The 23,645-nt window shown below is 60.6% G+C and carries 19 protein-coding genes; 6 read left to right on the plus strand and 13 right to left on the minus strand.

From position 1 onward, the window contains the following. The 5 genes from EOM25_00430 to EOM25_00450 all read right to left on the minus strand — a co-directional run bounded on the left by EOM25_00430 (window position 1) and on the right by EOM25_00450 (window position 6,735). Window positions 1–852, minus strand: a complete 852-nt coding sequence (locus EOM25_00430; protein ID NCC23652.1) for a proline/glycine betaine ABC transporter permease — start codon at window positions 850–852, stop codon at window positions 1–3. Beyond that, window positions 849–2,042 (minus strand): glycine betaine/L-proline ABC transporter ATP-binding protein, encoded by a 1,194-nt coding sequence (locus tag EOM25_00435; protein ID NCC23653.1) that lies wholly within the window; start codon window positions 2,040–2,042, stop codon window positions 849–851. Before EOM25_00435 ends, EOM25_00430 begins: the two co-directional genes overlap by 4 nt. 147 nt (window positions 2,043–2,189) lie before the next feature. Further along, window positions 2,190–3,245: a PAS and helix-turn-helix domain-containing protein gene (locus EOM25_00440; protein NCC23654.1), complete on the minus strand. Its 1,056-nt coding sequence runs from the start codon at window positions 3,243–3,245 to the stop codon at window positions 2,190–2,192. A 162-nt stretch (window positions 3,246–3,407) separates the two neighbouring features. Then, the gene (locus tag EOM25_00445; GenBank protein ID NCC23655.1) at window positions 3,408–5,582 is read right to left on the minus strand and encodes a PAS domain-containing sensor histidine kinase; all 2,175 of its coding nucleotides are present in this window, start codon (window positions 5,580–5,582) and stop codon (window positions 3,408–3,410) included. Beyond that, window positions 5,575–6,735, minus strand: a complete 1,161-nt coding sequence (locus EOM25_00450; protein ID NCC23656.1) for a hypothetical protein — start codon at window positions 6,733–6,735, stop codon at window positions 5,575–5,577. Before EOM25_00450 ends, EOM25_00445 begins: the two co-directional genes overlap by 8 nt. Before the next feature lie 217 nt (window positions 6,736–6,952). On the opposite strand from EOM25_00450, the gene EOM25_00455 reads away from it, so the two are divergent. Both EOM25_00455 and EOM25_00460 read left to right on the plus strand, forming a co-directional pair. Beyond that, the gene (locus tag EOM25_00455) at window positions 6,953–8,911 is read left to right on the plus strand and encodes an aldehyde ferredoxin oxidoreductase (GenBank protein NCC23657.1); all 1,959 of its coding nucleotides are present in this window, start codon (window positions 6,953–6,955) and stop codon (window positions 8,909–8,911) included. A 282-nt stretch (window positions 8,912–9,193) separates the two neighbouring features. After that, a complete protein-coding gene (locus EOM25_00460) occupies window positions 9,194–9,847 on the plus strand; it encodes a hemolysin III family protein (protein NCC23658.1) in 654 nt (217 codons plus the stop codon). 96 nt (window positions 9,848–9,943) lie between these two features. On the opposite strand, the gene larC is transcribed toward EOM25_00460, so the two are convergent. The 3 genes from larC to EOM25_00475 are packed head-to-tail and all read right to left on the minus strand — an operon-like array spanning window position 9,944 to window position 12,665. Beyond that, window positions 9,944–11,149, minus strand: coding sequence for a nickel pincer cofactor biosynthesis protein LarC (gene larC, locus EOM25_00465; protein ID NCC23659.1), 1,206 nt, complete (start codon window positions 11,147–11,149; stop codon window positions 9,944–9,946). Further along, window positions 11,146–11,880: a nickel pincer cofactor biosynthesis protein LarB gene (gene larB, locus EOM25_00470; GenBank protein NCC23660.1), complete on the minus strand. Its 735-nt coding sequence runs from the start codon at window positions 11,878–11,880 to the stop codon at window positions 11,146–11,148. The genes larC and larB overlap by 4 nt, the downstream gene beginning before the upstream one ends. Beyond that, window positions 11,865–12,665, minus strand: a complete 801-nt coding sequence (locus EOM25_00475) for a TIGR00268 family protein (GenBank protein ID NCC23661.1) — start codon at window positions 12,663–12,665, stop codon at window positions 11,865–11,867. The genes larB and EOM25_00475 overlap by 16 nt, the downstream gene beginning before the upstream one ends. A gap of 154 nt (window positions 12,666–12,819) precedes the next feature. On the opposite strand from EOM25_00475, the gene EOM25_00480 reads away from it, so the two are divergent. The 4 genes from EOM25_00480 to EOM25_00495 are packed head-to-tail and all read left to right on the plus strand — an operon-like array spanning window position 12,820 to window position 18,241. Further along, window positions 12,820–13,269: a DedA family protein gene (locus EOM25_00480; protein ID NCC23662.1), complete on the plus strand. Its 450-nt coding sequence runs from the start codon at window positions 12,820–12,822 to the stop codon at window positions 13,267–13,269. 48 nt (window positions 13,270–13,317) lie between these two features. Continuing rightward, window positions 13,318–13,746 (plus strand): PaaI family thioesterase, encoded by a 429-nt coding sequence (locus tag EOM25_00485; protein NCC23663.1) that lies wholly within the window; start codon window positions 13,318–13,320, stop codon window positions 13,744–13,746. Window positions 13,747–13,773: 27 nt separating this feature from the next. After that, window positions 13,774–14,202: a hypothetical protein gene (locus tag EOM25_00490; protein NCC23664.1), complete on the plus strand. Its 429-nt coding sequence runs from the start codon at window positions 13,774–13,776 to the stop codon at window positions 14,200–14,202. Window positions 14,203–14,215: 13 nt separating this feature from the next. Continuing rightward, window positions 14,216–18,241 carry a DUF748 domain-containing protein gene (locus EOM25_00495; GenBank protein NCC23665.1) on the plus strand — a complete coding sequence of 1,342 codons (4,026 nt, stop codon included), beginning with the start codon at window positions 14,216–14,218 and terminating at the stop codon, window positions 18,239–18,241. Window positions 18,242–18,256: 15 nt separating this feature from the next. Here EOM25_00495 and thiD read toward each other — a convergent pair whose 3' ends face one another. From thiD to EOM25_00520, 5 genes are all read right to left on the minus strand, one after another. Next, window positions 18,257–19,060: a bifunctional hydroxymethylpyrimidine kinase/phosphomethylpyrimidine kinase gene (gene thiD / locus EOM25_00500; GenBank protein NCC23666.1), complete on the minus strand. Its 804-nt coding sequence runs from the start codon at window positions 19,058–19,060 to the stop codon at window positions 18,257–18,259. A gap of 8 nt (window positions 19,061–19,068) precedes the next feature. Continuing rightward, the gene (gene argB / locus EOM25_00505) at window positions 19,069–19,950 is read right to left on the minus strand and encodes an acetylglutamate kinase (GenBank protein NCC23667.1); all 882 of its coding nucleotides are present in this window, start codon (window positions 19,948–19,950) and stop codon (window positions 19,069–19,071) included. 64 nt (window positions 19,951–20,014) lie between these two features. Further along, on the minus strand, window positions 20,015–21,364 hold the full coding sequence (gene hslU, locus EOM25_00510) for an ATP-dependent protease ATPase subunit HslU (GenBank protein ID NCC23668.1): 1,350 nt from the start codon (window positions 21,362–21,364) through the stop codon (window positions 20,015–20,017). Beyond that, window positions 21,361–21,927, minus strand: coding sequence for an ATP-dependent protease subunit HslV (gene hslV, locus EOM25_00515; GenBank protein NCC23669.1), 567 nt, complete (start codon window positions 21,925–21,927; stop codon window positions 21,361–21,363). Before hslV ends, hslU begins: the two co-directional genes overlap by 4 nt. A 38-nt stretch (window positions 21,928–21,965) precedes the next feature. Continuing rightward, window positions 21,966–23,462, minus strand: a complete 1,497-nt coding sequence (locus EOM25_00520) for a hypothetical protein (protein ID NCC23670.1) — start codon at window positions 23,460–23,462, stop codon at window positions 21,966–21,968. Window positions 23,463–23,645: the final 183 nt, after the last annotated feature.

Here is a 23,645-nt window from a genome sequence, read left to right on the forward strand (position 1 = left end):
TCAAATAGAACGACGGGTGCCGAATTTCTGCAACACCCTGTCCAGAACGATGGCCACGATGACGATGCCGATGCCGGCCTCGAACCCATTGCCCATCTGCAGCCGCTGGATTGCCTTCCAGACTTCGCCGCCAAGACCCTTGGCCCCGATCATGGCCGCGATGACCACCATGGACAGGGCGAGCATGACCGTCTGGTTCACTCCGGCCATGATCGTCGGCGTAGCCATGGGCAATTGAAGCTTGAAGAGCTTCTGCCATCGGTTGGACCCGAAGGCATCGGCGCATTCGACCAATTCGCGTGGAACCTGGCGGATGCCGAGGCAGGTTAGACGAATGGACGGAGGCATGGCAAAAATCACCGTGGAAAAAATGGCCGCCACCTTTCCCAGACCGAAGAAAGGAATAGCCGGAATGAGGTAAACAAAGGCCGGCATGGTCTGCATGACGTCCAGTATGGGCATGATGATCCGGTAGGCCACGGTGCTCAGAGCCGCCAGGATGCCCAGGGGAATGGCCATGCTGATGGCCACCAGGGTGGCGATGATGACCAGGGAAATGGTGCTGACCGTGGCCGGCCAAAGATTCATGTTCCAGATGAGCAGAAAACCGACCAGGGTGAACAGGGCCACGCCCCGCTTGCGGGTCAGGGCCAGGGCCAGTCCGGCCAGGATGAGAATGAGCACCCAGGGAGGCAAGAACATGAGGCCGGATTCGAGCCAGTTCAGGGCCCGTTCCACGACGGCCGAAAAACCCTTGGTGATGAAGGCGAAATGATCGACGAAAAAGTTGATCAGCCATTCGATGCCGTCTCCCAAGGGGATGCGCGGTATGGTGATTCCGAAAATGATCATGATGTTTTCCCCCTCTCGGCTATGGCTCCGATCAGGGAACCGCGGACGATGACCCCTTTGAGTTTTCCGTTTTCGCTCACCACCGGCAAGGGGTGGGGCAGATTGTGCATGATGGTGAACAGTTCCTGGGCCTGGGTCTCGGGCGGGACCGATGTAAAATCGGTGAGCATGTACCGGGACAGGTCCCGTTCCCCGTCCTCGATCATCCTGGCGGCATCGTCGGCCGAAAGGATGCCGGCCAGCTTGTGCTCCTCGTCGAGGACAAAGAGGCTCGAAATGCGGTGCTTGCGCATTTTGCGAAGGGCGGCCCGGGGCCCGTCGGTTTTCAGATGGGCCACGGTCTCGGATTTCTTCATGACCGATTCGGCCGTCAGAACCTTTGAAATGTCGACGTCCTCGACGAATCGCCGCACATACTCGTTGGCCGGATTGGTCAGTATCTCTTCGGCCGTGCCGATCTGGACGATGGCTCCGTCCTTCATGAGCACGATCCGGTCGCCCAGTTTCAAGGCCTCGTCCAAATCATGGCTGATGAACAGGATAGTCTTGCGCATCTCCTCCTGAAGGTTCAGGAGTTCGTCCTGCATGTCGCTGCGGATGAGAGGGTCCAGGGCGCTGAAGGCCTCGTCCATGAGCAGGATATCGGCGTCCAGGGCCAAGGCCCGGGCCAGACCGACCCGCTGCTGCATGCCGCCTGAGAGCTGGCTTGGATAGCTGTCCTCCCAGCCGGACAGACCGACCTTTTCCAGGGCCTCATGGGCTTTTTTCATCCGGGCGGCAGGATCGACCCCCTTGATCTCCAAGCCATAGGCCGCATTCTGGGCCACGGTCCGATGAGGGAACAGGGCGAAATTCTGAAAGACCATGGCCAGCTTTTCCAGGCGAATGGCCTTCATCTCCTTCATGGGCAGACGGGTGACATCGGTGCCGTCGATATGGATGCTTCCGGCCGTGGGTTCTATGAGCCGATTGATGCAACGGACAAGGGTCGACTTGCCGCTCCCGGAGAGTCCCATGACAACCACGATCTCGCCCTCGGCAACCTCGAAACTGGCGTCGTCCACCCCCACTCCGTGCCGGGTCTTCTCCATGATCTCGTCCTTGCTCACGCCCTGCTTGAGCATGGGAACGATCTTCTTTGGGTCCGGCCCAAAGATTTTATAGATATGCTCTACCGATATTTTGGCCATTCAACCCCCATGTTTCGGTTTTGCCAAAGGCCTTGACGTCCATGACCGACAAGAAAGCCCATTAATCTTACAGAGCTCGACAAAAATCGAAAGGGGAGTTTTCGGGGGGAAATCGGGTATAAAATCTACCCGACAGGGGGAAAAATCTCAGATCGAAGCATTCTGTCGAAGAAAGGATTGCAGAGAGGATTTTCGGCCGCGAAGGCCGAGCTTGCGCCGGATATTCTTGCGGTGGGTCTGAATGGTTTCAAAGGCGGAGTGGGTGACCTCGGCCACTTCTCTAGTCGTGGCCCCCTGAAGAATCAGCCGACAGATATCCTGCTCCGTCGGAGTCAGTCTCAACAACGGATTTTCCTGGACCCCCGGGGAAGATTGATGCGAAGACGTATTCTTGGTCGCCATCCTCATCAAGACACGAACATATCTGTCTCCTTGCAGATCGAGGAGGCTCAGGGTCAGTATCACCGACGAGATTCTCTGGCCGGAACGGACCAGGGCCTTGATCTTTCTGGACCTCCCCGGCCGCAGGCGCTCGACCGCCCTGCGCATCGCGTCCGGGACTTCGGTCTCAAACAAATGCTCCATTGGCAGACGCAGAATTTCCGATTCGGCCTTGGCGAACAATCCTTGGGCCACGGCGTTCACGGCCACCACCCGGCCTTTCATGTCCGCCACGACAACTCCCCTGGGCCCGCAGCGGAATAGAAGTCGATAGAAGTCCTCAGAACTCCCGTCGGTCTTCACCTCGGATCCAGCCAGACTCGACCCGTACCGGGTATCCTCGCCTTTGGCCCGGAGCCGGACCATGGTTTCCTCGTATCCGTCGAGCCTGTCCCGAAGATCGCGCCAAAATCTTTCCCGTTCCAGGGCATCGGCCGGACCCGACTCCGACAATTCGACCTCCATGGCTCGGCCCAGCATCTTGATAACCGTAAGGGCCCTCCATGGAGACACTTCACCGCGGCAAAGGTTCATTAATGCCGATCTGACTGGAAAATGATCCCGATCCGAGGGCTGGCATGACTGGTACCCGGTCAGGGCATCGAGCGATGCCGAGACAAAGGGTCGAACTTCCATCGGCTCCAAGCCCATGGTCGCTGCCTGGCCGGAAACCCGCCAGATCAGATTTTCGGTGCGTCGAAACCAAAACTCCGAAAACTCCGAACCCTGGCCCCCCGGTTCTTTGTCGTCATCTTTTCGCATAGTTGAAACCTATTGGATTCTCGGTCATGTGGCAAGACGGAGTCATACCTGATTTCATTCTGCCATTTTTTTACAGAAATCACCAGGAAAGGATGACTCCAAAATGGGGACACAATGCTCCGGATGGAAGGGAGGAAGGTGGACGGCCTGAAAAGAGCTCCCTCAGACCGGTTTGCCGTCGATGATGCTCCGGATCTTGGCCGAGAGCAGGGCCAGATGGTACGGCTTTCCGATGAAACCTGCCGCCCCTGCCTGGACGGCCTCGGAGTCACGGCCCGACAGGGTGTATCCGCTAGCGATGAGTACCTTGGCTTCCGGAGCCATGCGTTTGACCTCGCGAAGGCATTGCATGCCGCCCATGCCGGGCATGCCCAAATCGAGGACGACCAGATCCACGGCCGCGGCCCGCTCGGCCATGACTGCCAAGGCCTCTTCTCCGCTGGCTGCCGTCAGGATCGAATATCCGAGGGATTCCAGGGCCTCGGAGGTTAATTCCCGGATGGCCTCGTCATCGTCCACCAAAAGGATGGTCTCGGCGCCCTGAGCGCTGACGATTTCGCTCCCGCCCGAGAAAACAGCCGTCTCCCTGGCCTCGTCTTTTTCCAAAGTCGGCCAGTAAATTCTAAAGGTCGTGCCCTTGCCCTCTTCGCTGTAGCAGAAGATGTGTCCGTCATGGGTCTTGACAATGCCGTAGACCGAGGCCAGACCCAGGCCGGTCCCCTTTCCCACCTCCTTGGTAGTGAAAAAAGGGTCGAAGATATGACCAATGGTCTCCCGGCACATACCGCACCCGGTGTCCGAAACCGACAGGAGCACATATCGTCCAGCCCGGGACTCCAGATGTCTGTCGGCGAACTCCCGGTCGGCCGTCACATTTTCGGTGTCGATGACCAGCTTCCCTCCGTCGGGCATGGCGTCGGCCGCATTGCCCGCCAGATTGAGAAGAACCTGTTCCACCTGAACAGGGTCGGCCAGGATGGGCCATACCGAAGGCTCCAGACGGCATTCCACGGTGATCATCCTGGGAATGGTCCGTTCGATCATCCGCATGACCCCCTTGACCTCCCGGTTCACATCCACTCGGGTCTTCTCGATGTCGGCCTTGCGGCTGAAAAGCATGAGCTGACGGACCAGCTGGGCCGCCCTGTCCACCGACTTCTCCACGGCCCGCAGACGGGGAGTGTCGGGATCGTCATCGGTGCGGCCCTGGAGCAGAAACTGAACATTTCCACTCATGGCCTGGAGAATGTTGTTGAAGTCATGGGCCACGCCCCCGGCAAGGATGCCTACAGACTCCATCTTCTGGGCTTGGAACAGCTGGCCCTGAAGCCGTTCCCGATCTTCCTCGGCCCGTTTTCTTTCGGTCACGTCCCGGCAGATGCCCTCGTGAAAGGCCACCCTGCCCGAGGCATCCCGGACGTATCTGGCGTTGTCCTCAATGTCGATGATCCGACCGTCCTTGGTCTTCAGCCGGTAGGTCTCGAAATGACTGGACTCCAGAAACTCGGCATTGGGTCCGTTCAGATACCGGTTCCGCTCCTCCGGCTCGACATAGAGATCCCTAGCGATGTCCACCCGTAGAAGCTCATCCCGGCTGCTGTACCCGAGCATCCGGACAAAGGCCGGGTTGACGTCCACGAACCGGCCATCCACCGTAGACCGATAATAGCCATTAGGCATGTTCTCGAAAAGATCCTTTAGTCGGGCCTCGCTCTCGCGCAAGGCCTCCTCAGCCGCCTTGCGCTCGGTGATATCCGTGTCGCTGCCCCGGTATCCGACCACCTCGCCGTCGATGTCTCTCCGAGGAATGGCATTGGTCGAGACCCAGACCCTCCGGCCTTCCGAGGACTGGACGATTCTAACCAATCCCGTGAACGGCTCGCCGGCCCGAATCCTCTCACGCAGGGCCAGGGCGGAAGGCTCATCTTCGGAAGCTGGCTCGAAATCGACGATATTCCTCAAGCCGACAAGATCCTCGGGTCGATACCCCAGAACTTGTCCCACCACAGGGCTGACATAGACGAAGGTTCCCCAGGAATCGATTTCCCAGACAACGGTCCTGCTCTGTTCAGCCAACTGATCGAGCCGCATCTTGTTCTCGGCCAACTCTGCGCTGATCCGCCGCTGCTTTTCCAAAAGCCGTGCCATGCGGTGCCGGGCTTTTTCCAGGTCGGAGGTCCGCTCCTCCACATGCTTCTCTAGAAGAATGTTCCGCTCAAACAAGTCGAAGGCATCCCCACTACCGTCCACGGACTGCTCGACCCGTTCCATAAGCACCCGGTTAATCTTGCGCAGAGCCTTGATTTCCCGTTCCAGTTCGGCAATCCGCTCAATCATCTGTTCCTCCCAGCATGACGCCGGTCAGAGTCTGGTTGACGTGAACGGCCCTGAACTGCTCCCCATAGGTGCTGAAACCGACAAACGGGTACTCGGCCAGGACCATCCGGGCCTGTTCGAACCGACCAGTCTGCTCCAGTTCGAGTCGTCGCAGGACACAGTCGCAGCCGAGGACAAGCTGCGGATCGGGCACCTCCCGGGCCGTTTCGGCCAGGCTCCGGCTCAAATTGTCCACCAAATTCAATCCCTTGGCCAGGGTCAGGACCAGACCGTTGTCGATGGCGCAATAGAATGTCAGACTGCCGTTGTCGTTGGCCTTCAGGATGGACCGGACATAGTATTGCCCCCCGATTTGCAACACGACAGGATTGGCCGCGAAAATGGAGGGGCACAGCCCCTCGACCGGCACGCCAACGATGCGGGCGTACTCCTGGGCCGCCGGCAGGCCGTTAATCTCGAAGACCGTCCTACTGGACGGGTCGGACTCGGTGATGACAAATTTGACGTCCGTGGGCACGAGGTGTTGGATACGGAAGGTCCTGAAGGGCAGGCTGGTCCTGAAGAGGACGATGCTCGCAGCCTTGTCGTGAAAACGCCCCTGATGGTAGAGCAGAGTCCGCTGAAAATAGAGACCGTCCCCGGCCGAGCCTCCGATCAGGGGTATGCCCCGGAGATGGCGATGTACGGTGGAGGCCAGCCGCTCCTCAAGCAGAGACAGTCCGTCCACGAGCATCAAGGCAAACATCCGATCGCTGTCGGCCAGGGTCGACGACGACAGGATGGCAGGATCGGTTTCCCTGACGAAATCGGCCAGACTGGGAATGAACACCGGGGTCATGGAAATATGGGGCGAAAGGAACCCGACCCCGACCAGGCTGTCCTTCAGATATCCGAGAGGGGAAAAAATCTCTCCGGCCGAGGTGCAGCCCATGACCGGACAGGCAAAGGCGTCTTCCATGGCCTGAGCCAGACGGTCGAGATCGTAGGAGGGACTGCAGAAGAAAACCACACCGGCCAAATCCGGCCCGTTCAGGCCCTGAGCCAGTTCGGCCACGGCCTGTTCAGCGTCGGTCCTGGTGCTGCAGGCCCGACGGACCACGGCCGGGCAAGCATGCCTCTCCTCATTCATGGTTTCTCTCCCATTGACTCCCATCCCTCATTCTCATCGACATCATCTCTGAATCTCGGCCAGGACACGAGGACGGCCGTTGCGTCGCTGGGCCAGGAATTTCAATTTGACGTTCTCCTGCCGGACTGTCAATGTACATGAACAACCGAAATGGACCGGCAATGATCACTTTTTGCTGATTTCCCGAGTCTGTCCGGGCCATCGGCCTGTCGTCGAATTTCAATTCATGGAGGACCTCGCCATGTCCGACTCCACTTCCGCCTTTGGCTGGTGCGGGCGCCGCCTAAACGTCGATCTCGACACGGGCAGACTGACCGTCGAACCCCTCCCTGTCGACCTCTTGCGGGCCTTTCTGGGCGGCCGGGGCCTCAACTCCCTGGTCCTATTCGAACGCGTTCGGCCCGGAATCGATCCCCTAAGTCCCGACAACGTGGTCTGTTTCGGGGCCGGTCCCCTGTCGGGTACCAGTTTGCCCATGACCAGCCGAATGGAGGTCAGCACCCTGTCTCCGTATTCGGGAATATTGGGCGACGGCAATGCCGGCGAAAAGATGGCCCATGCCATGAAAACCGCCGGATTCGATCAGTTCGTCATCCAGGGGGCCTCGGCCGAGCCGGTCTATCTTTTGGTCCGCGACGGCCAAGCCTCCATCGAACCGGCAAGTGACATCTGGGGTCTGTCCACCTGGGAGGCCACGGACATCCTCAAGGAACGCCACGGCCGGGCCGTGTCCGTGGCCGCCATCGGCCAGGCTGGTGAGAACCTGGTCCGCATGGCCTCGACCATTGTCGACAAGTACGCCTCGGCCGCCCGGGGCAGCGGGGCCGTTCTGGGTTCCAAAAGACTCAAGGCCGTAGTCGTGGACGGCACCCGCCGGGTGGATTTGGCCGAGCCCGAGGTTTTTGCCGCCCTGGCCGAGGAGGATCGTCGCTTTTTCCGGGAAGACCCGACCCAGCGCGAGGTGGCCGCCAAATACGGATCCCACCACGGGGTGACCCATTGGTATCCCGGCTGGCGAAACCACGAAAAAATCCTGAAAGCCGAGGAGATTCCGGCCGCCCTGCATCCCGAGGGCTGGAAAAAGTACGAGGTCAAGCGCACCGGGTGCTTCAACTGCCCGGTCCGCTGCAAGAATCTCTACGAGATCCCTTCCGGCCGCCGGGCCGGGGAGCGCGGCGCGGCCCTTGAATACGAGTGCATCTATTGCCTTGGCACCAATTGCGGTGTCCTGGATCCCGTCGTCATCCTGGAAATGGAGAACCTGTGCGACGCCTACGGTCTGGACGTCCTGGCCCTGGGCAACACGGTGGCCCTGGCCAAGGACCTCTTTGCCCGCGATCTCATCGGCCTTGAGGACACCGGTGGGCTGGATCTGTCCTGGGATGCGGCCGACGACCAGGTCGAACTCATCCACCAGACCGCCCTCCGTCATGGATTCGGCAACCTGGTGGCCGAGGGCATGTACGGCCTGGCCAAAATCGTCGGCGGCCGGGCCATGGACTATTGCTACCATGTCAAGGGTTTGAGCCGAGGCCCCTTCCCGGCTGGGATCTTCGCCCTGGCCCACGCCACCTCCACCCGAGGGGCCGACCACCTTCGGGGCCGAAGCTGGGCCTTTGGCGAGAACGACCCCCAGGTCTTTCCGGCCCTTGTCCAATCGGGCAAACTCCCGGCCGATATGGAGACCAACCCGGTTTCGGCCGTGGTCGTGGCCGAGCGAGTCTGCACCCTGGCCGATGCCATCGGCCGCTGCAAGGGAGCCGTCAACGCCTGGTCGTGCGCCTTGCCCCTGGTCTGGAAACACCCCCTCTACGATGGCCTTTGTCGCTTGCTGACCGCGGCCACGGGCCAAGATTTCACGCCCGCAGAATTGGAGACAGCCGCTGACCGCATCTACATGCTGGAACGGGCCTTCAATTGTCGTCAGGGGGCCGGCAGGATCGACGACCGCCTGACCATGCGGCCCGAGGACATGACCGATGGCCGGTGGGAGGTGGAGAACGCCAAGCACCAGGCCATGCTGAACGAGTATTACGCCGTTCACGCTATTGACCCCGAAACAGCCCGGCCCACGGCCGAACGTCTCCGGGAACTGGGCCTCGACTTCGCCGTTCCGGACATGGAAACGGTCCGCCCGCCCTGGGACGGTCCGCCCCTGTGGAAGGCCGAGGATTACCCGCGAGGGGGCCAACGCGTTTAAGGCCTGAACTGAACGTGCATCTTTCTGGGTCCACTCCCAAAAAATAAACCAGTCCGACGCAATAGAATTCTTCCTGTCTCATTCCATGGCTGCACGTTCACAATTTCGGCCGCACGGACCGGTTCTCCCGCATGATCGAAACACTATCGTCTGTCGGACTATGATCTCTAGCTGAAAAAATGGTCATGAAGGTTGTTGAAACCGGGATCTGATCATATTTTCTTCGCTGATTTTCCGGACCGGGCTTTGACAACGGCCTATTCCCCCAGTAATCCTCGACCCATGAACGACAACCGGCAACGATACACCACCGGCGAGGAAATCGCCAACAGCGTCACCCACGGGGCCGGGATTCTCCTCTCCGTCACCGGACTCTGCATTTTGACCGCCCTGGCCGCCATGCGTGGAAACGCCTGGCACGTCGTCGCCTGCAGCATCTTCGGGGCCACTCTGGTCCTCATGTACACGGCCTCCACCCTCTACCACGGCATCCCCCTGCCCCGGGCCAAAAATGTATTCAGGGTCCTGGACCACGCGGCCATTTTCCTGCTCATCGCCGGGACCTACACCCCCTTCACCCTCATCAGTCTCCGAGGACCCTGGGGCTGGACCCTTTTCGGCATCATCTGGGGCCTGGCCCTTTTCGGCATCATTTTCCAGACCAGTCTGCTTCGCCGCTGGACCGCCCTGTCCGTGGGCATCTACGTGGCCATGGGCTGGGCTGCCGTGACGGCCATCAAGCCCCTGATTGAGGCCCTCCCCCCTTCAGGACTGGTTTTTCTCGTGGCCGGAGGCCTCTGCTACACACTTGGCGTTGTTTTTTACGTCTGGAGACGCCTCCCCTACGGACACGCCATCTGGCACGGGTTCGTCCTGGCCGGAAGCGTCTTCCACTTCTTCGCCGTTCTCGTCTCGGTCATCCCCGAGACCGTGTAGCCCCCCTCAAATCCAGTCAGATTTTGGCCAGGGCCCTGTCCCCATCAAGAAATGTCTCGGTGTGGATAATCTGATGCCGTCCCCCTGCTTTGTCGCTCAAAATACTCCCCCGGCCGGATCGACCCGACCCAGTTGTCGGTTCACCGCCGCGCGGACCTCGGGCAGGCCGATGCCGATCTGATCGGCGATCACCCGTAAATCCTCGAATTCAGGCTTGGACCGCAGGACTTGGCCCCCTTCCCCGTATCCTATCTTGATTCGGACTCGAAACGCCCGGCCTTCGACGATGACCTCCGCTTCGAATGTTTCCCGCTCGGCAATGATCCGGTCCTCCATCCGAACCCGGACCCCGAGGCTGCCCGTCACCCGCATGACCAGCCGGACCATCTCCCCGGCCATGCCTTCCGGGGCCATGACCGTCAGTTCCATGACCGGACGGGACTTCTTGCCCGATCCGGTCAAAACGTAGGCGTCCAGGGCTCCGGCTTCCAGGAGGGCTTCCACGGCCCCGCCCATGTCCTCGCCCGTCAGGTCGTCAATCATTGTCGTCAGCACGGCCACCCGGTCATTGGCCGGCATGGCCTGGTCCGAGTCCAGCCCGAAGGCCCTGACCATACTCGGCCGCTCGTCCGAGGCCCGGGACCCGGCCCCGCATCCGGCCATGACCATGATGCCCGAAGGCATAGGGCCGAAGGCCGAGGCCGCGTTCCGGATCAGGGCCAATCCCGTGGGCGTGGCCAGCTCCATCTCCCAGGGACCGGACATGGTCGGCAGGCCCTTGGCCAGTTCGACGCAGGCCGGAGCCGGAACCGGCAGCCGGCCATGGACCGTGTCCACGAACCCCGAACCAAGGGCCACGGCCGAAGCCGTCACCCGGCAAGGCCCGAACCGCTCCAAAAGCCAGAAAAAGCCATACACGTCCACGATGGTGTCCACGGCCCCGATTTCATGGAAGTGGACCTCGTCGAGGTCCAGGCCATGGACCTTGGCCTCGGCCCTGGCCAGGTCGGTCAATACCGCTTCGGCCCGTTCCCGGATCCTGGAGGAAAAACTGCTCTGGCGTCCCAAGGCCAGGAGATCGCTCAGATGCCGCAACGGCTGGGCCTTGGGTGCCGAAATCTCCAGCCGTCGGCAGACGATTCCGGCCACCCGCTTGGCGGACGTGTGGATTTCAACCCCGGACAGATCGAGCCGGGCCAGAAACTCCGACCAATCCGGCTGCGGATCCAAAGCGTCGTGCATGGCCGCCAGAAGCATGTCTCCGGCCACGCCCGAAGTGCATTCGAAATGAAGAGTTCTCATGGCCGCACCGACTGGGCGTTGATGACATGGGCCAGGTATCCGGCCCCGAACCCGTTGTCGACGTTGACCACGGCCACGCCCGGGGAACAGGTGTTCAGCATGGTCAAAAGCGGCGCCAGCCCACCCAGATTGGCCCCGTACCCCACGCTGGTGGGCACGGCGATGACCGGCCTGGGCGTCAGTCCGGCCACGATGGTCGGCAGGGCCCCTTCCATGCCGGCCACGGCCACCACCACATTGGACTCCCGCAGGATTCCCTTGAGGGCGAAAAGCCGGTGGATGCCGGCCACTCCGCAATCGTGCTCCACCCGGACCCGGCTGCCCAAAAGCATGGCCGTGCGTGCAGCCTCCATGGTCACCGGCAAGTCGGAGGTCCCCGCGCTGATGACCAGAACCGAGCCCAAATCCTGTCCGCCGCCACCCAGGGAGACGATGGCGCTTTCCGGATCGAATTCGACGCCCTCGAGATGGGCCACGGCCTCGAAATGCTCGGCCCGGGCCCGGGTGCCCATGACCAATCGGCCTCGTCCGGCCAGCTTCTCGAATATGCCCCGGACCTGTTCCGGGGTTTTGGAGGCGCAATAGATCACCTCCGGCGCCCCGGTCCGCACCTCCCGGAAAAGGTCCAGGCTGGCCCCTTCCAATCGGCCGAACATTTCATCGGCCAAACGGGTCTTGACCTCGTTCAGACCGATCAGACCGGCCTTGAAGTCGTTCAGGAGTTTGTCCATGGATGCGTTTCACTCCGCGCAGGCAAGAGGGTTGTTGTCAATTCGTCGACCTTGACCACATTCATCAATTCATTTTTCAGACCGGCCGGAAATTCGGACTGACAGCCATCCGGCCCGGGAGGCAGCCGGATCTCGGCCCGGGAACCGCAAAGAACCAGTCGGCAGCCGGAATACCCGGCCCGGACCAGCAGGGTCTCGCCCCTTTCGACCCGGGCCAGATCCTTGAGGGTGATGTCCGTGCCTGTCGGGATCCTCGTGGCCAGGCAACTATTGGAGGGCCTATCGGCCCAGGGCATGCCGACTGTCCGGGCCAGGGCGCGAACCTCCACCTTGGTCAGACCCGCTTCGGCCAACGGCATACGGATGCCCAATTCGGCCAGGGCCCGGCGTCCGGGTCGGGCCGGATCGTCATCCGCGTTAGTTCCGTCCAAAACCAGCCCTCCGTCCGGCCCGGCATGCTCGAGGATCTCCTCGTACATGGCCCGCTTGCACCAATAGCACCGGTTAGGTCCGTTGTCGGCCACACGAGGGCGATTCAACAGGGACAATTCAAGAATCTCATGCCCGATTCCAATCCAGGCCGCCGCATCTAGGACCCGGACCCGGTCGGATGCGGCCATGAATTCGGTGGCAACGGTCACGGCCCGGGCCCCGTCGCCCAAGGCCCTGTGGGCAGCATAGGCCAGCAGCGAACTGTCCACCCCCCCGGATAGGGCCACCACAACCCGGCCCCGGGGAGCAGCCACCTCTCGCAAACGTTCGACAAAAAACCACTCATCCGACATTCGTCGATCCCTCCGGTCCCGGCACGTTTGGCATGATCGCACCTTCAGGTCAAAGCTCTCATCCGCCCCCAGTCTCGCGTTGCCGTTCACAATCCGATGTCATAGGATCGGGCCCATGAAAAACCAGCTTTCCGGTTTTGAAGGCCTCTGACCCATGGAAGCCTACATCTCCCTTTTTCTGGCCGCCTTTCTGGCCGCGACCCTCGTTCCGGCCTCGTCTGAACTCCTCTTTGCCGCCCTGCTGGCTTCCGGCCACGACCCCCTGGCCCTCTGGTCATGGGCCACGGCCGGAAACACCTTGGGCTCGGCCCTGAACTGGTATTTCGGACGATATCTCCTCCGCTACCAAGATCGCCGCTGGTTTCCGTTCCGTCCCGAGAGCCTGGACAGGGCCCAATCCTGGTTCGGCCGATACGGGGTCTGGTCCCTGCTTCTGGCCTGGGCTCCGATCTTTGGCGACGGCTTGACCTTTGTCGCCGGAGTCATGAAAGTCAGATTTCCGTTCTTTCTGGTTTTGACTGGACTCGGCAAGGGTATCCGTTACGCCGTTGTCCTGGGCGCAGTCCACTGGCTGGCCGAATTCTTCCGACCCGTTTCCGGCTAAGCCGCATCGAGCCGGATAAGACCTGAACACCACCGCAAGGATTCATCCATGACCGACGAGGAAAGAGCCTTTTTTCGCCGTCTCATCGAGGAAGGCATCCCCTTCAACGCCTTTCTGGGCCTCAAGGTACTTCATCTCGAACCCGGGGATTGCCGACTGCTCCTGCCTTTCCGATCCGAATTCGTGGGCGACGCCCGTCGAGGGGCTCTGCACGGCGGAGTCATCTCGACCCTCATCGACGTCTGCGGCGGGTTCACGGTCTGGAGCCGGGGCCATGTGGATGACCGGGTTGCCACCATCGACCTGCGGGTCGACTACCTCATGCCGGCCGTTGACGGCGATATCGTGGCCCACGGCCGCCTGCGCCTTCTCGGAAACCGGGTCGGCAACGCCCAGGTGGAGGTTTTTTCCCGCGAACACCCCGATCGTCTGTTGGCCGAAGGCAAAGGCGTCTACAACATCCGCCGCAGAAGGTGAGACTTTCAAGATAGCTGGAGCGACAGCATGAAATCACAGTCTGAAATCATCGCCCATGACCCTGCCCTGCGGCGCAAGGTCTTCCTGGCGGCCCTGCTGGCCGCCCTGGTCCTGCTTCCACTGCTCATCTGGGGACTGCACGGCGGCAAGGACTGGGTCATGACCCAGCCCCTGGTCAAATCCGTACGAATCCTTGGCTTGGCCATGGCCGGGATCTTCCTGACCCTCGTTCCCGTGGCACTCTTCCTGGGATGGCTTGGGCTTCGCATTGCCAAGGCCCGTGTGTTTCCCCTGCCCGGAGCCAGGGTTCTCAGGCCCACCATCCGGCTGACCGGAGAGGAAGCCGCGGCCCGGGGCCGCCTGATCATGATCCTCTCGGCCATGCTCGGCCTCTGCGGCCTGGCCGGAGCAGCTCTGGCCATGACCTTCATCCATCTGATGCTCTCCGGATCCTGACGAGGAATCCATCATGTCCAATCAATCATCATCCGTATCCGTCCTTTCACACCTGGTTTCGGCCTGGAAAAATCTCGGTCGGACCGGCAAGACCGCTCTGATCCTGGCCGCTATGCTTCTGATCTATACCCTTGTTGGATTTTTCCTTGTTCCGGCCCTGGCCCGTTCAATTTTGACCGAGCGTTTGACCGAGGTCCTGAACAGGCAGGTTTCCATCGGAAAAATCGCCTTCAACCCCTTCACCTTCAGGGTTGAAATCCATCGATTCACGGTCATGGACACCAACGGCGCCGAACGATTCGCCGGATTCGATTTCCTCACGGCCGACGCGGAAATCTCACACGTGGTCAAACCGGCCCTGGGACTGGCCGAAGTCCGGCTCGAATCGCCATTTCTCCGAATCACCGCCCTGGGCCAGGGCCGCTTCGCCCACTCGGACCTCTTTCCGGAGGACAATGCCACCGCCCCGGAAGAGGCCGAATTCGGTACCATCTTTCCCTTCCGGATCAAGGATATTGACATCTCCAACGGCACCATGGTCTTCGAGGACCGGGTCTTCGGCGTGGACCATCGGGTCGAAGACATCCGCTTTGTTCTGCCTTCCATCTCCAGTCTGGAGGACGACCGAGAAGACGAGGTCCGCCCGGAACTCTCCTTTGTCCTCAACGCCAGCCCCTTTGTCCTGACCGGGGAGACCCTGCCTTTTCACGATTCCCTGCGGACCCGCTTCGGGCTTACCCTGCAAGACGTAGATCTGACCCGCTATTGGGCCTATGCCCCGATCCGCGACGACCTGACTATGGATTCGGGACATTTCGCTCTAAACGCCACCCTGGACTTCAGTCAGGACCGGGACCGCGGCTTGTCGCTGATCGTCGGCGGTCTGGTCGAGTTTACCGATTTCTCTCTGAGCAGACCCGGTGACGGCCCGGTCCTGTCTTGGGATTCCCTCCGGATCGACGTGGCCGAGGCCACTCCGCTGGACGGCCGAATCGATCTGAACGCCGTTCACTTGAGCCGTCCAAGAGTTGTAGTCTTTCGCAGTGAATCCGGCGAACTGAACTGGCTTCGCTATCTAGAAAAACTCATGCCCGACCCGTCGGGCCCGACTCAAAACCCTGCCCGGGATTCCGCTTCGGAAACGGCCATGCCCCTGGTCACGATGACGCGACTCGATCTGGCCGACGGGACCCTCGAGTATACCGACCACACCGTGGGGCACCCGCCCCTGAAACGAACGTTGTCCCCTCTCTCGCTCCAAGTCCGGGGCTTTACCACCGCCTCCAATCAGTCCTTCGGCTATGCCCTGTCCCTGGCCACATCGGCTGGGGAATCCATGGCCCTAGACGGCTCGGCCGTGCTCTCTCCCTTGCAGGCCGACGGCCGTCTAGACCTGAAGGATCTCCGTCTTCCCGACTACCTGCCCCTGGCCGGTCCCGACCTCCCCCTCGCCCTGGAGAACGGATCGGCCTCCGTTCGCCTCGCCTTTTCGACCCGACTGGATGGAAACTCGACCGCTCGAATCGACCTGGAGAGCCTCGACCTGTCCGACATACGTGGAAACCTGACCGAACCCGGCATCGCACTGGGCATGGATGCTATCGGTCTACGAAACGGCACGGTCCAATCTGGCTTCAACGGCCCAACCGAAATTGCGTTGGCCGTGGCCGACATCCAAAACATCGACATCTTTCAAGACGGCGAGACACCAGTCAGGTCCACGCTCGGAGGCCTGTCTTTCAATGACTTGAATCTGGCCATGTCCGGCCGGGGTTCCGACCTGAATCTCGCCAACGCCACCCTGACCGAAATGGTTCTGATCATGGAAGACGGGATGCCCCTGGCCGCGTCGATAAACGGTCTTGCCGCCTCGGGCCTTCGAGCCGATCTCGAGGCCAACGGCACCTCGGTCGGCCTGGAGGGACTGAGGCTGGCCGGACTGGCCATAAAAGACCCGTCTTCGGACAAAGCCCCCATCCGCCTGGATCGGGCCGATTTGCACAAGGCCCTGGTCGATCTTTCGACCCGCCGGATCGAAATCGAGGCCATCAATCTCCATGAGCTGGGAATCGATGCCGTGAGGGAGAAGAACGGCCGAATCGATCTCGTCTCCCTCTTTGTTCCGACCGGCCATCAGACCGAACAGCCCGCGCCAAATCCGGACTCCAACGGGACCGCTGCCTGGCTCGTGTCCCTGAAGTCCTTTCTGCTAAACGAATGCCGAGTGGCTCTGCAGGACCGAGCGGCCTCAGATCCGGTCACTACCGTCGCCCAAGGTCTGACCGTAAAGGTGAACGACATCGTCTCGGATTTCAGTCGCCCGGCGACCTTCGAGGCTTCCGTCGAACTGTCCTCAGGAGGCCGCCTCTCTTCGCAAGGAAGCCTGACCCTGAACCCTCTGCACACCCAGGGCCAAGCTCGACTCGAACACTTGGAAATGAATCCGTTTCAGGGCTACATTCCCAAGGACATTCTCCTGACCATCGCCTCCGGACGACTTGGGGCCGCAATCCAATGGGATCTCGAAGAAAACAGGCGGAATGCCGAGACTCTCTCCGGGCGGGTTTCAGGAGGCCTGGCCCTAGAGGACCTTTCCGTGCGCTCCCGCCGAAACTCGGCCGAGTTGGCCAGACTCCTGAAACTGGACGTCGTGGATGTCTCCTTGGGACTCGCTCCCAACACCCTGGACATCGGCACGGTCTCTCTTCTGGAGCCCTGGGCCGGACTGATCATGAACCCGGACGGTACCCTGAATATCGTTCGCGCCCTGAATCCCGGCCCGGTCCAAGAGGTCGAGAACAAGGCCAAAGACCCTGAAGGACGCCCCGAGGAAAAACCGTTCTTCGAACGGACGACAGTCGGCAGGCTCGTCGTGAACAAGGGCGGTTTGGACTATCAAGACCAGACCGTCGAACCGGCCTTTGCCATGGCCGTGAAGGACCTCGAGGTTGCCGTTGACAACGTTGGCCTGGCCGAAGACCGTCCGGCCTCCCTCGAAGCCATGGCCCGTCTCGACAGCGGAGCCGCCGTGACAATCAACGGCCGGATCGATCCCCTGTCCACCCCGCTCTTCGCCGATTTAACCATCGGCCTGAACGATCTGGACATGTCATCCCTCTCCCCCTACACGGCAAAGTTCATCGCCTATCCCATCGACCAGGGACAACTCAACTGGTCCGGAAATATCGTCACCAAGGACAACGCCCTGGACAGCAAGAACGATCTGCTCATCCGCAGAATGCTCCTCGGCAAAAAGGTCGATGCCCCTGACGCTCCCAATATCCCCATCAAGCTCGGCCTGGCCCTGCTTCAGGATCTGAATGGCGACATGGCCCTTAACCTGCCCATCAGCGGCCAGCTTGACGATCCGAGCTTCAGTGTCGGATCCATTGTCTTTAAGGCCATCGTCAACCTCTTCACCAAAATCGTGGCCGCACCCTTTTCCATCCTGGGAAGTCTGATCGGAGGCGGTCCGGATCTGAATGTCCTGGTCTTCGAGCCCGGACAATCCGCATTAACCGAAGAGGACCGGACCAAGCTGGACGAAATCGCCAAGGCCCTAACCCAAAGGCCAGCCCTGAACCTGACCGTAACCGGAGTTGCTGACGAGCAGGCCGACCTCCAGGCTCTGGAGGAACTTGCCTTTCAAAGGACCGTCAAGGCCCCGGTCTTTGAACGGCTGCAGAAAAGGGGAGAAGCCCCGGCCACGGTTTTCGACGTCGAATTCACGGACGAGGATGCCTACGTTGCAGCCCTGTGGGACGCCTACAAGGAGGCCCCGGGAGACAAGCCCAAAAATTTTCTGGGGTTTCACGAAGAAGTCTCTGTCGAGGACATGGAACGAGTGGTCCGACAAAGTCTGCCCGTGTCCGGCAACGATCTCGTCCGCCTGGCCGAGGAACGGGCCAGGATGGCCAGGGAGTATTTTCTGTCCCACCAGGAGATCGCACCGAACCGGGTGTTCACCTCTCGCCCGCAGGTCAAGGCCGGAAAGGAAGGGGAGAACACGGCCCGGGTCGAGCTGGGTCTGGGAAACTGACGGCCCATTTCAGCCTCAAAAGGCCGACTTCAATCCCACAAGATGATTGACCGGACCCTGGCCCCGGCCCAGGTCGAATCCCTGGAGCAAGGCCTCGTGAAGGTATGTAATGCCGGCCCGGACAGCCTCTTCCAGGGTCATGCCTCGGGCCAAAAAGGCCGCAATGGCCGCCGAAAGAGTGCAGCCCGTACCGTGAGTGTTTACGGTGTCCACCCGGTCATGCTGGATGGCCGTGGGCCGGTCCCCTCTCATCTGAAACCAGTCGGTCATGAATGGGCCGTCGAAATGTCCGCCCTTGAGCAGCACCGCCTGGGGCCCCATGTCTAAAATTCTGGCCATGGCCCTGAAGACTCCGGCCTCGTCGGCCACGGCCTCCCCGGTCAGGGCCTCGGCCTCGGGTCTGTTGGGCGTGACCAAAGTAGCCAGGGGAACGATCCTGTCCCGCATGGATTCCAGGGCCTCGTCCTCCAAGAGGCGGTGACCACTCTGGCTGACGCAGACCGGATCAACTACCAGAGGAAACCCGGATCTGGCAAGAAGCGGGGACAGGGCGTCAATAATTGGGGCCGAAAAAAGCATGCCCGTCTTGCCCGCCCGGATGGGAAAATCCTCGGCCACGGCCAAAAACTGGGCGGCCACGAACTCCGGATCCACCGGGAAGATCCCAGACACGCCAAGCGTGTTCTGAGCCGTCAGGGCCGTGATCGCCGACAGGCCGAATCCGCCCAGGGCCGTGAATGTCTTCAGATCGGCCTGGATTCCGGCCCCTCCTCCCGAGTCCGAACCGGCCACCGTCAAGACGCACGGAGGAGCTGGAATTGCGGCCATCATCGCCTCGTGATCTGGGTGCCGATGCCTGAACGGGTGAACATCTCCAGAATGACGCAATTCTCGGTCCGCCCGTCCAAGATGTGGGCCTTCTCCACCCCCCCCTCCACAGCCTCCAGACAGCATTTGATTTTGGGAATCATGCCCCCAGTGAAGACCCCGCGCTCCATCGCCTCCATGGCCTGGACCTCGTTCAGACTGGAGACCAGCTCGCCCTTCTCGTCCAAAACACCGGGGACGTCCGTCAGCAGGATAAGCTTCTTGGCCCCCAGAGCCTCGGCCACGGCCCCGGCCACCGAGTCGGCGTTGATGTTGTAGGTTTCACCCTCATCGTCCACGCCCACCGGGGCCAGGATGGGAATGAATCCCTCCCGCTCCAGGGTCCGGATGAGACTGACGTCGATGCCCACCACCTCTCCAACCTTTCCCAAATCGATGATCTCGGGCGGGGCGTCTTTTTTGGCCACGGCCATCTCCAGCCGCCGGGCCCGAATGATGCGCCCATCCTTTCCCGACAGACCCACAGCCTTGCCCCCGTTCAGATTCATGAGGTTGACGATTTCCTTGTTCACCTTGCCAACCAGAACCATCTCCACCACGTCCATGGTGGCCTGATCCGTGACCCGTAGACCCTCCCGGAACTCCGAGCAGATGCCCAACTGGTCGAGCATCCGCCCGATCTGGGGCCCGCCGCCATGGACGATGACCGGGTTGATCCCGATATACTTGAGCAGGATGACGTTCATGGCGAAGCTCTTCTTGAGCCGGTCATCCTTCATGGCGTGTCCGCCGTACTTGATGACCACGGTCTGGCCGCAAAATTCCCGAATATAGGGCAAGGCCTCCATGAGAAGCCGGGCCTTTGTAAATTCTCGATCCATGTATTGGTCTCCCGGTGCGATGCACCGCGTTGGTTGCCTGTTTGGTCGTCTTGCCGAAATACGATCAGAGAATGTAGCGGGAAAGATCCCGGTCTTCGCGGACGTCCTGTAAACGCTCCTCGACAAAGGCCCGGTCCACTACCTGGGACCCTCCTCCCCGCTCCGGAGCCTCGAAGGACACTTCGGAGAGGATCTTTTCTAGGATGGTGTACAATCGCCTGGCCCCGATGTTCTCGGTCTCGTCGTTGATCTGCTGGGCAAAGTCAGCGATGGCCAGAAGTCCGTCCTCCGTAAAACTCAGATCCAGGCCCTCGGTCTTCATCAAAGCCTGGTACTGGACGGTCAGGGCGTTCTGGGGCTCGGTCAGAATGCGGTAGAACTCTTCCCGGTTCAGGGCCTCCAGTTCAACCCGGAGCGGAAACCGGCCCTGGAGTTCAGGGATGAGATCCGAAGGCTTGGCGTAGTGAAAGGCCCCGGCGGCGATGAACAGAATGTGATTCGTGGAGACCATCCCGTACTTGGTGTTCACCACACAGCCCTCCACCACCGGCAGCAGATCTCGCTGAACCCCTTCCCGGGACACATCGTGGTTATTGCCCGATGAATGGGTGGTCGTGCAGACCTTGTCGATCTCGTCCAAAAAAATGATCCCATGTTCCTCGACCCTGTGTTTGGCCTCCTCCACGACCCGGTCCATGTCCACCAGACGTTCACTCTCCTGCTGGATTAAGATGTCCATGGCCTCCTTGACCGTGACCTTTCGGGTCTTTTTCCTTTTGGGAAAGACCTTGGACATCATGTCCTGAATCTGCCCCTCCATGCCCTCCATGCCCGGAATGGCCATGACGTCGATCTTGGACCGGGACTCCTCGACATGGACCTCGACCTTGCGCCCGTCCAATTGCCCCTTTCTAAGCATGTCCCTGAGTTTTTCCCGAGTGTCCTGGGCGTGGGAAACTGGCTCGAAGGGCGAAACGGTCTCCTTGCCCGACAGAGGCTTCCGGGGCAGAAGCAGATCAAGAAGCCGCTCCTCGGCGGCGGCCTCGGCCTTGACCTGCACGGCCTCGACCTGCTCTTGGCGGACCATGTTCACCCCGATCTCCATGAGATCCCGGATCATGGACTCCACATCACGGCCGACATAGCCTACCTCGGTGAACTTGGTAGCCTCGACCTTGTAAAACGGAGCCCCGGCTAGCCGGGACAAGCGACGGGCGATCTCGGTCTTGCCCACCCCAGTGGGCCCCATCATGATGATGTTCTTGGGGATGATCTCCTCCCGGAGGCTTTCGTCCAGTTGCTGTCGCCGCCAGCGGGTGCGAAGGGCCAGGGCCACCATTTTCTTGGCATTTTTCTGTCCGATGATGAACTTGTCCAGCTCAGACACTATTTCTCTGGGCGTCAGAGTGCTCATGTCGCCCCCTGCTCTTTGGAGAGGACCTCCACGGTCAGATTCTCATTGGTGAAGACGCAGATTTCCGCAGCGATGGCCATGGAAGAACGGACGATCTCCTCGTTGCTGAGGCCAGTATGTCGGAGAAGGGCCCTGGCCGAGGCCAGGGCGTAGGCCCCCCCGGAGCCGATGGCCCCGACCCCGTCGTCTGGCTCAATGACATCCCCGGTTCCAGACAGAATCAGGATGGTGTCCGCGTCAGCCACCAGAAGCAGCGCCTCGAGCCTGCGCAGGTATTTGTCCATACGCCAAGTCTTGGCCATTTCCACGCTGGCCCGGACCAGGTTGCCCCGAAATTCTTCCAGCTTGGCCTCGAATCGCTCGAACAGGGTGAAGGCGTCGGCCGTGGCACCGGCGAATCCGGCCAGAATACGATCCTTGTGCAATCGCCGAACCTTCTTGGCCCTGTGTTTCATGACCACGCTCTGGCCCAGGGTCACCTGGCCGTCACCGGCCATGGCCACACCGGCCTCGGTCTTCACGGCCAGAATGGTGGTTCCTCGTAATGAATCAAGCACTATCATCTCCTCGTTGTCTCGTGGTAACTCTTTGCCTCATATGGCTAGAGAATCGATTCCATCGCCCGGCCGAGGTTCACGCCATGATCGAGACCCTGATGGCGAATCTGGCCTTCATCCGTTTTCCAGGTGACCAGCACTTCCGGAGCGACGTAGTCAAGGGACATGACGCCTGCTTTGGCCCCGGCTTCGCAGAGGACATTAATCTGGGAAAGAAGAAACCCCTGAAGGAGTAGCCTGTCCACGATGTTCCCTAAACATCTGGTGTGGGGTGCGACGACCACCAGAACCACTGCATGCTTCTCGCAGGGATAGAGATCGAAACTCTGCATCCTCTTGGTGATTTGCGACAATAAATCCGTCGCTTCGCCCCCGCAAGTCCTGTCCAGGGGCGTAATGTGGCCCAGATAGCCGAATCGGCCCGGCACAAAGGCTCCGAACCCAGTACAGGTCGAGATGCCGGTGGTCTGCAGCAATTCACCGCTGGTGGCCTTCAAGAATTCGTCCATTTCCACTCGCAGCACGGCCCGGTCATTGCCGCATGCCCCCTGAGCCACGGCTTCCTTGGATCTCCTACTCGTCACAATTTTTTGCAACTCGTCGATGTAATAATGGCCGTGGGCCTGATATTCCCTGGTGACAATCTCGTCCCTGTCCACCTTGGCCACCACCAGCCACCGGGTGCCCATAAACTCGAAGACCTCGAAGGAGGTCAGGGCCCTGACGCCCCGATAGTCCGTCACTTCAATGCCTCCGCTTCCCTGCTTGAACTTGGCCTTGATGTTTTTGTCATCCAGGTGCTTTTCAAGAACGGTCGATTCGCTACAGAAATACGAATCGGTCAACATGAGCCCCTGCCGATTCACCAGGAAGGTCTCTCCGGTAGACCAGGCGCCCTCGGTCCCGGAGAACAGGGAATTGATCTTGGCTCCAGCGCAGCGCAGAGCCAACCAACCCAGAAGCCGTCCGTTTCTGGAAATCGGCTCGACGAAAAAGGCGGCCACTTCGGCCGTGGGCTCTCTCCTGTGGAAGTCGACGAAAACTCCGGTGGTCGGCTTTCTGGCTAGGCAATTGCCCAGGGGAGAATCGGGGTCCACCACCTGGGCCGGAGCCTCCCCGGTACTCGTCCGCTTGCGGATGGAATGGGCAAGTCTGCCCTCGAGGGTCAGAAACATGATGTCCTGAAAGGCATAATACCTTTCCAGGGCGTAGGCGTCGACTTGGGACCGGAGCGTGGAGACGTTCGCAGCCAGGGATTCCGGAAACTCGTTCCTGGCCTCTAGATACTGCCGACTGATATCGAAGAAGGCGACCAAATATTCATCGACGGCGGCCTCCCTGGCTAAGCCACGAAGGCGTCCCATGAGACGAGCCAGGCCGTCGGACTTTTCCTGCCGGATGTAGTCGAGACCGATGAAGGCCCAGTCAAGGGGATTCCGGGCGGCCGAGGCCGCAGGAGCGAGTCCCAGCCCCAGGCCGTAAAGGCTCAACGCTCCGAGAAAAAACCACCGAAAACGAGCCTGGCCAATCATCACGATCACAGATCCTCCTGTAAGGGAACGAGTCAGGGCGACACCATATCACAAGGGCCGCTGCGGGAAACGGCTTGACTTTTCTGAGGATGAGAGTCAAGTGTCGGCACATGATTTTAATCCTTCAGGCCACGCCCTGCGCGACTTTTTGCCTTTATGGCCGGTTCGCCGGGAGGCTCCTGGCCGGACACT

Source organism: Deltaproteobacteria bacterium (assembly GCA_009929795.1).
In the GTDB taxonomy this organism is placed as follows: domain Bacteria; phylum Desulfobacterota; class Desulfovibrionia; order Desulfovibrionales; family Desulfomicrobiaceae; genus RZZR01.

What these genes read in the sequence shown, in the direction of transcription:
- EOM25_00430 (NCC23652.1), bottom strand. Translation starts at nt 852, where the DNA reads ATGATCATTTTCGGAATCACCATACCGCGCATCCCCTTGGGAGACGGC.
- EOM25_00435 (NCC23653.1), bottom strand. Translation starts at nt 2,042, where the DNA reads ATGGCCAAAATATCGGTAGAGCATATCTATAAAATCTTTGGGCCGGAC.
- EOM25_00440 (NCC23654.1), bottom strand. Translation starts at nt 3,245, where the DNA reads ATGCGAAAAGATGACGACAAAGAACCGGGGGGCCAGGGTTCGGAGTTT.
- EOM25_00445 (NCC23655.1), bottom strand. Translation starts at nt 5,582, where the DNA reads ATGATTGAGCGGATTGCCGAACTGGAACGGGAAATCAAGGCTCTGCGC.
- EOM25_00450 (NCC23656.1), bottom strand. Translation starts at nt 6,735, where the DNA reads ATGGGAGTCAATGGGAGAGAAACCATGAATGAGGAGAGGCATGCTTGC.
- EOM25_00455 (NCC23657.1), top strand. Translation starts at nt 6,953, where the DNA reads ATGTCCGACTCCACTTCCGCCTTTGGCTGGTGCGGGCGCCGCCTAAAC.
- EOM25_00460 (NCC23658.1), top strand. Translation starts at nt 9,194, where the DNA reads ATGAACGACAACCGGCAACGATACACCACCGGCGAGGAAATCGCCAAC.
- larC (NCC23659.1), bottom strand. Translation starts at nt 11,149, where the DNA reads ATGAGAACTCTTCATTTCGAATGCACTTCGGGCGTGGCCGGAGACATG.
- larB (NCC23660.1), bottom strand. Translation starts at nt 11,880, where the DNA reads ATGGACAAACTCCTGAACGACTTCAAGGCCGGTCTGATCGGTCTGAAC.
- EOM25_00475 (NCC23661.1), bottom strand. Translation starts at nt 12,665, where the DNA reads ATGTCGGATGAGTGGTTTTTTGTCGAACGTTTGCGAGAGGTGGCTGCT.
- EOM25_00480 (NCC23662.1), top strand. Translation starts at nt 12,820, where the DNA reads ATGGAAGCCTACATCTCCCTTTTTCTGGCCGCCTTTCTGGCCGCGACC.
- EOM25_00485 (NCC23663.1), top strand. Translation starts at nt 13,318, where the DNA reads ATGACCGACGAGGAAAGAGCCTTTTTTCGCCGTCTCATCGAGGAAGGC.
- EOM25_00490 (NCC23664.1), top strand. Translation starts at nt 13,774, where the DNA reads ATGAAATCACAGTCTGAAATCATCGCCCATGACCCTGCCCTGCGGCGC.
- EOM25_00495 (NCC23665.1), top strand. Translation starts at nt 14,216, where the DNA reads ATGTCCAATCAATCATCATCCGTATCCGTCCTTTCACACCTGGTTTCG.
- argB (NCC23667.1), bottom strand. Translation starts at nt 19,950, where the DNA reads ATGGATCGAGAATTTACAAAGGCCCGGCTTCTCATGGAGGCCTTGCCC.
- hslU (NCC23668.1), bottom strand. Translation starts at nt 21,364, where the DNA reads ATGAGCACTCTGACGCCCAGAGAAATAGTGTCTGAGCTGGACAAGTTC.
- hslV (NCC23669.1), bottom strand. Translation starts at nt 21,927, where the DNA reads ATGATAGTGCTTGATTCATTACGAGGAACCACCATTCTGGCCGTGAAG.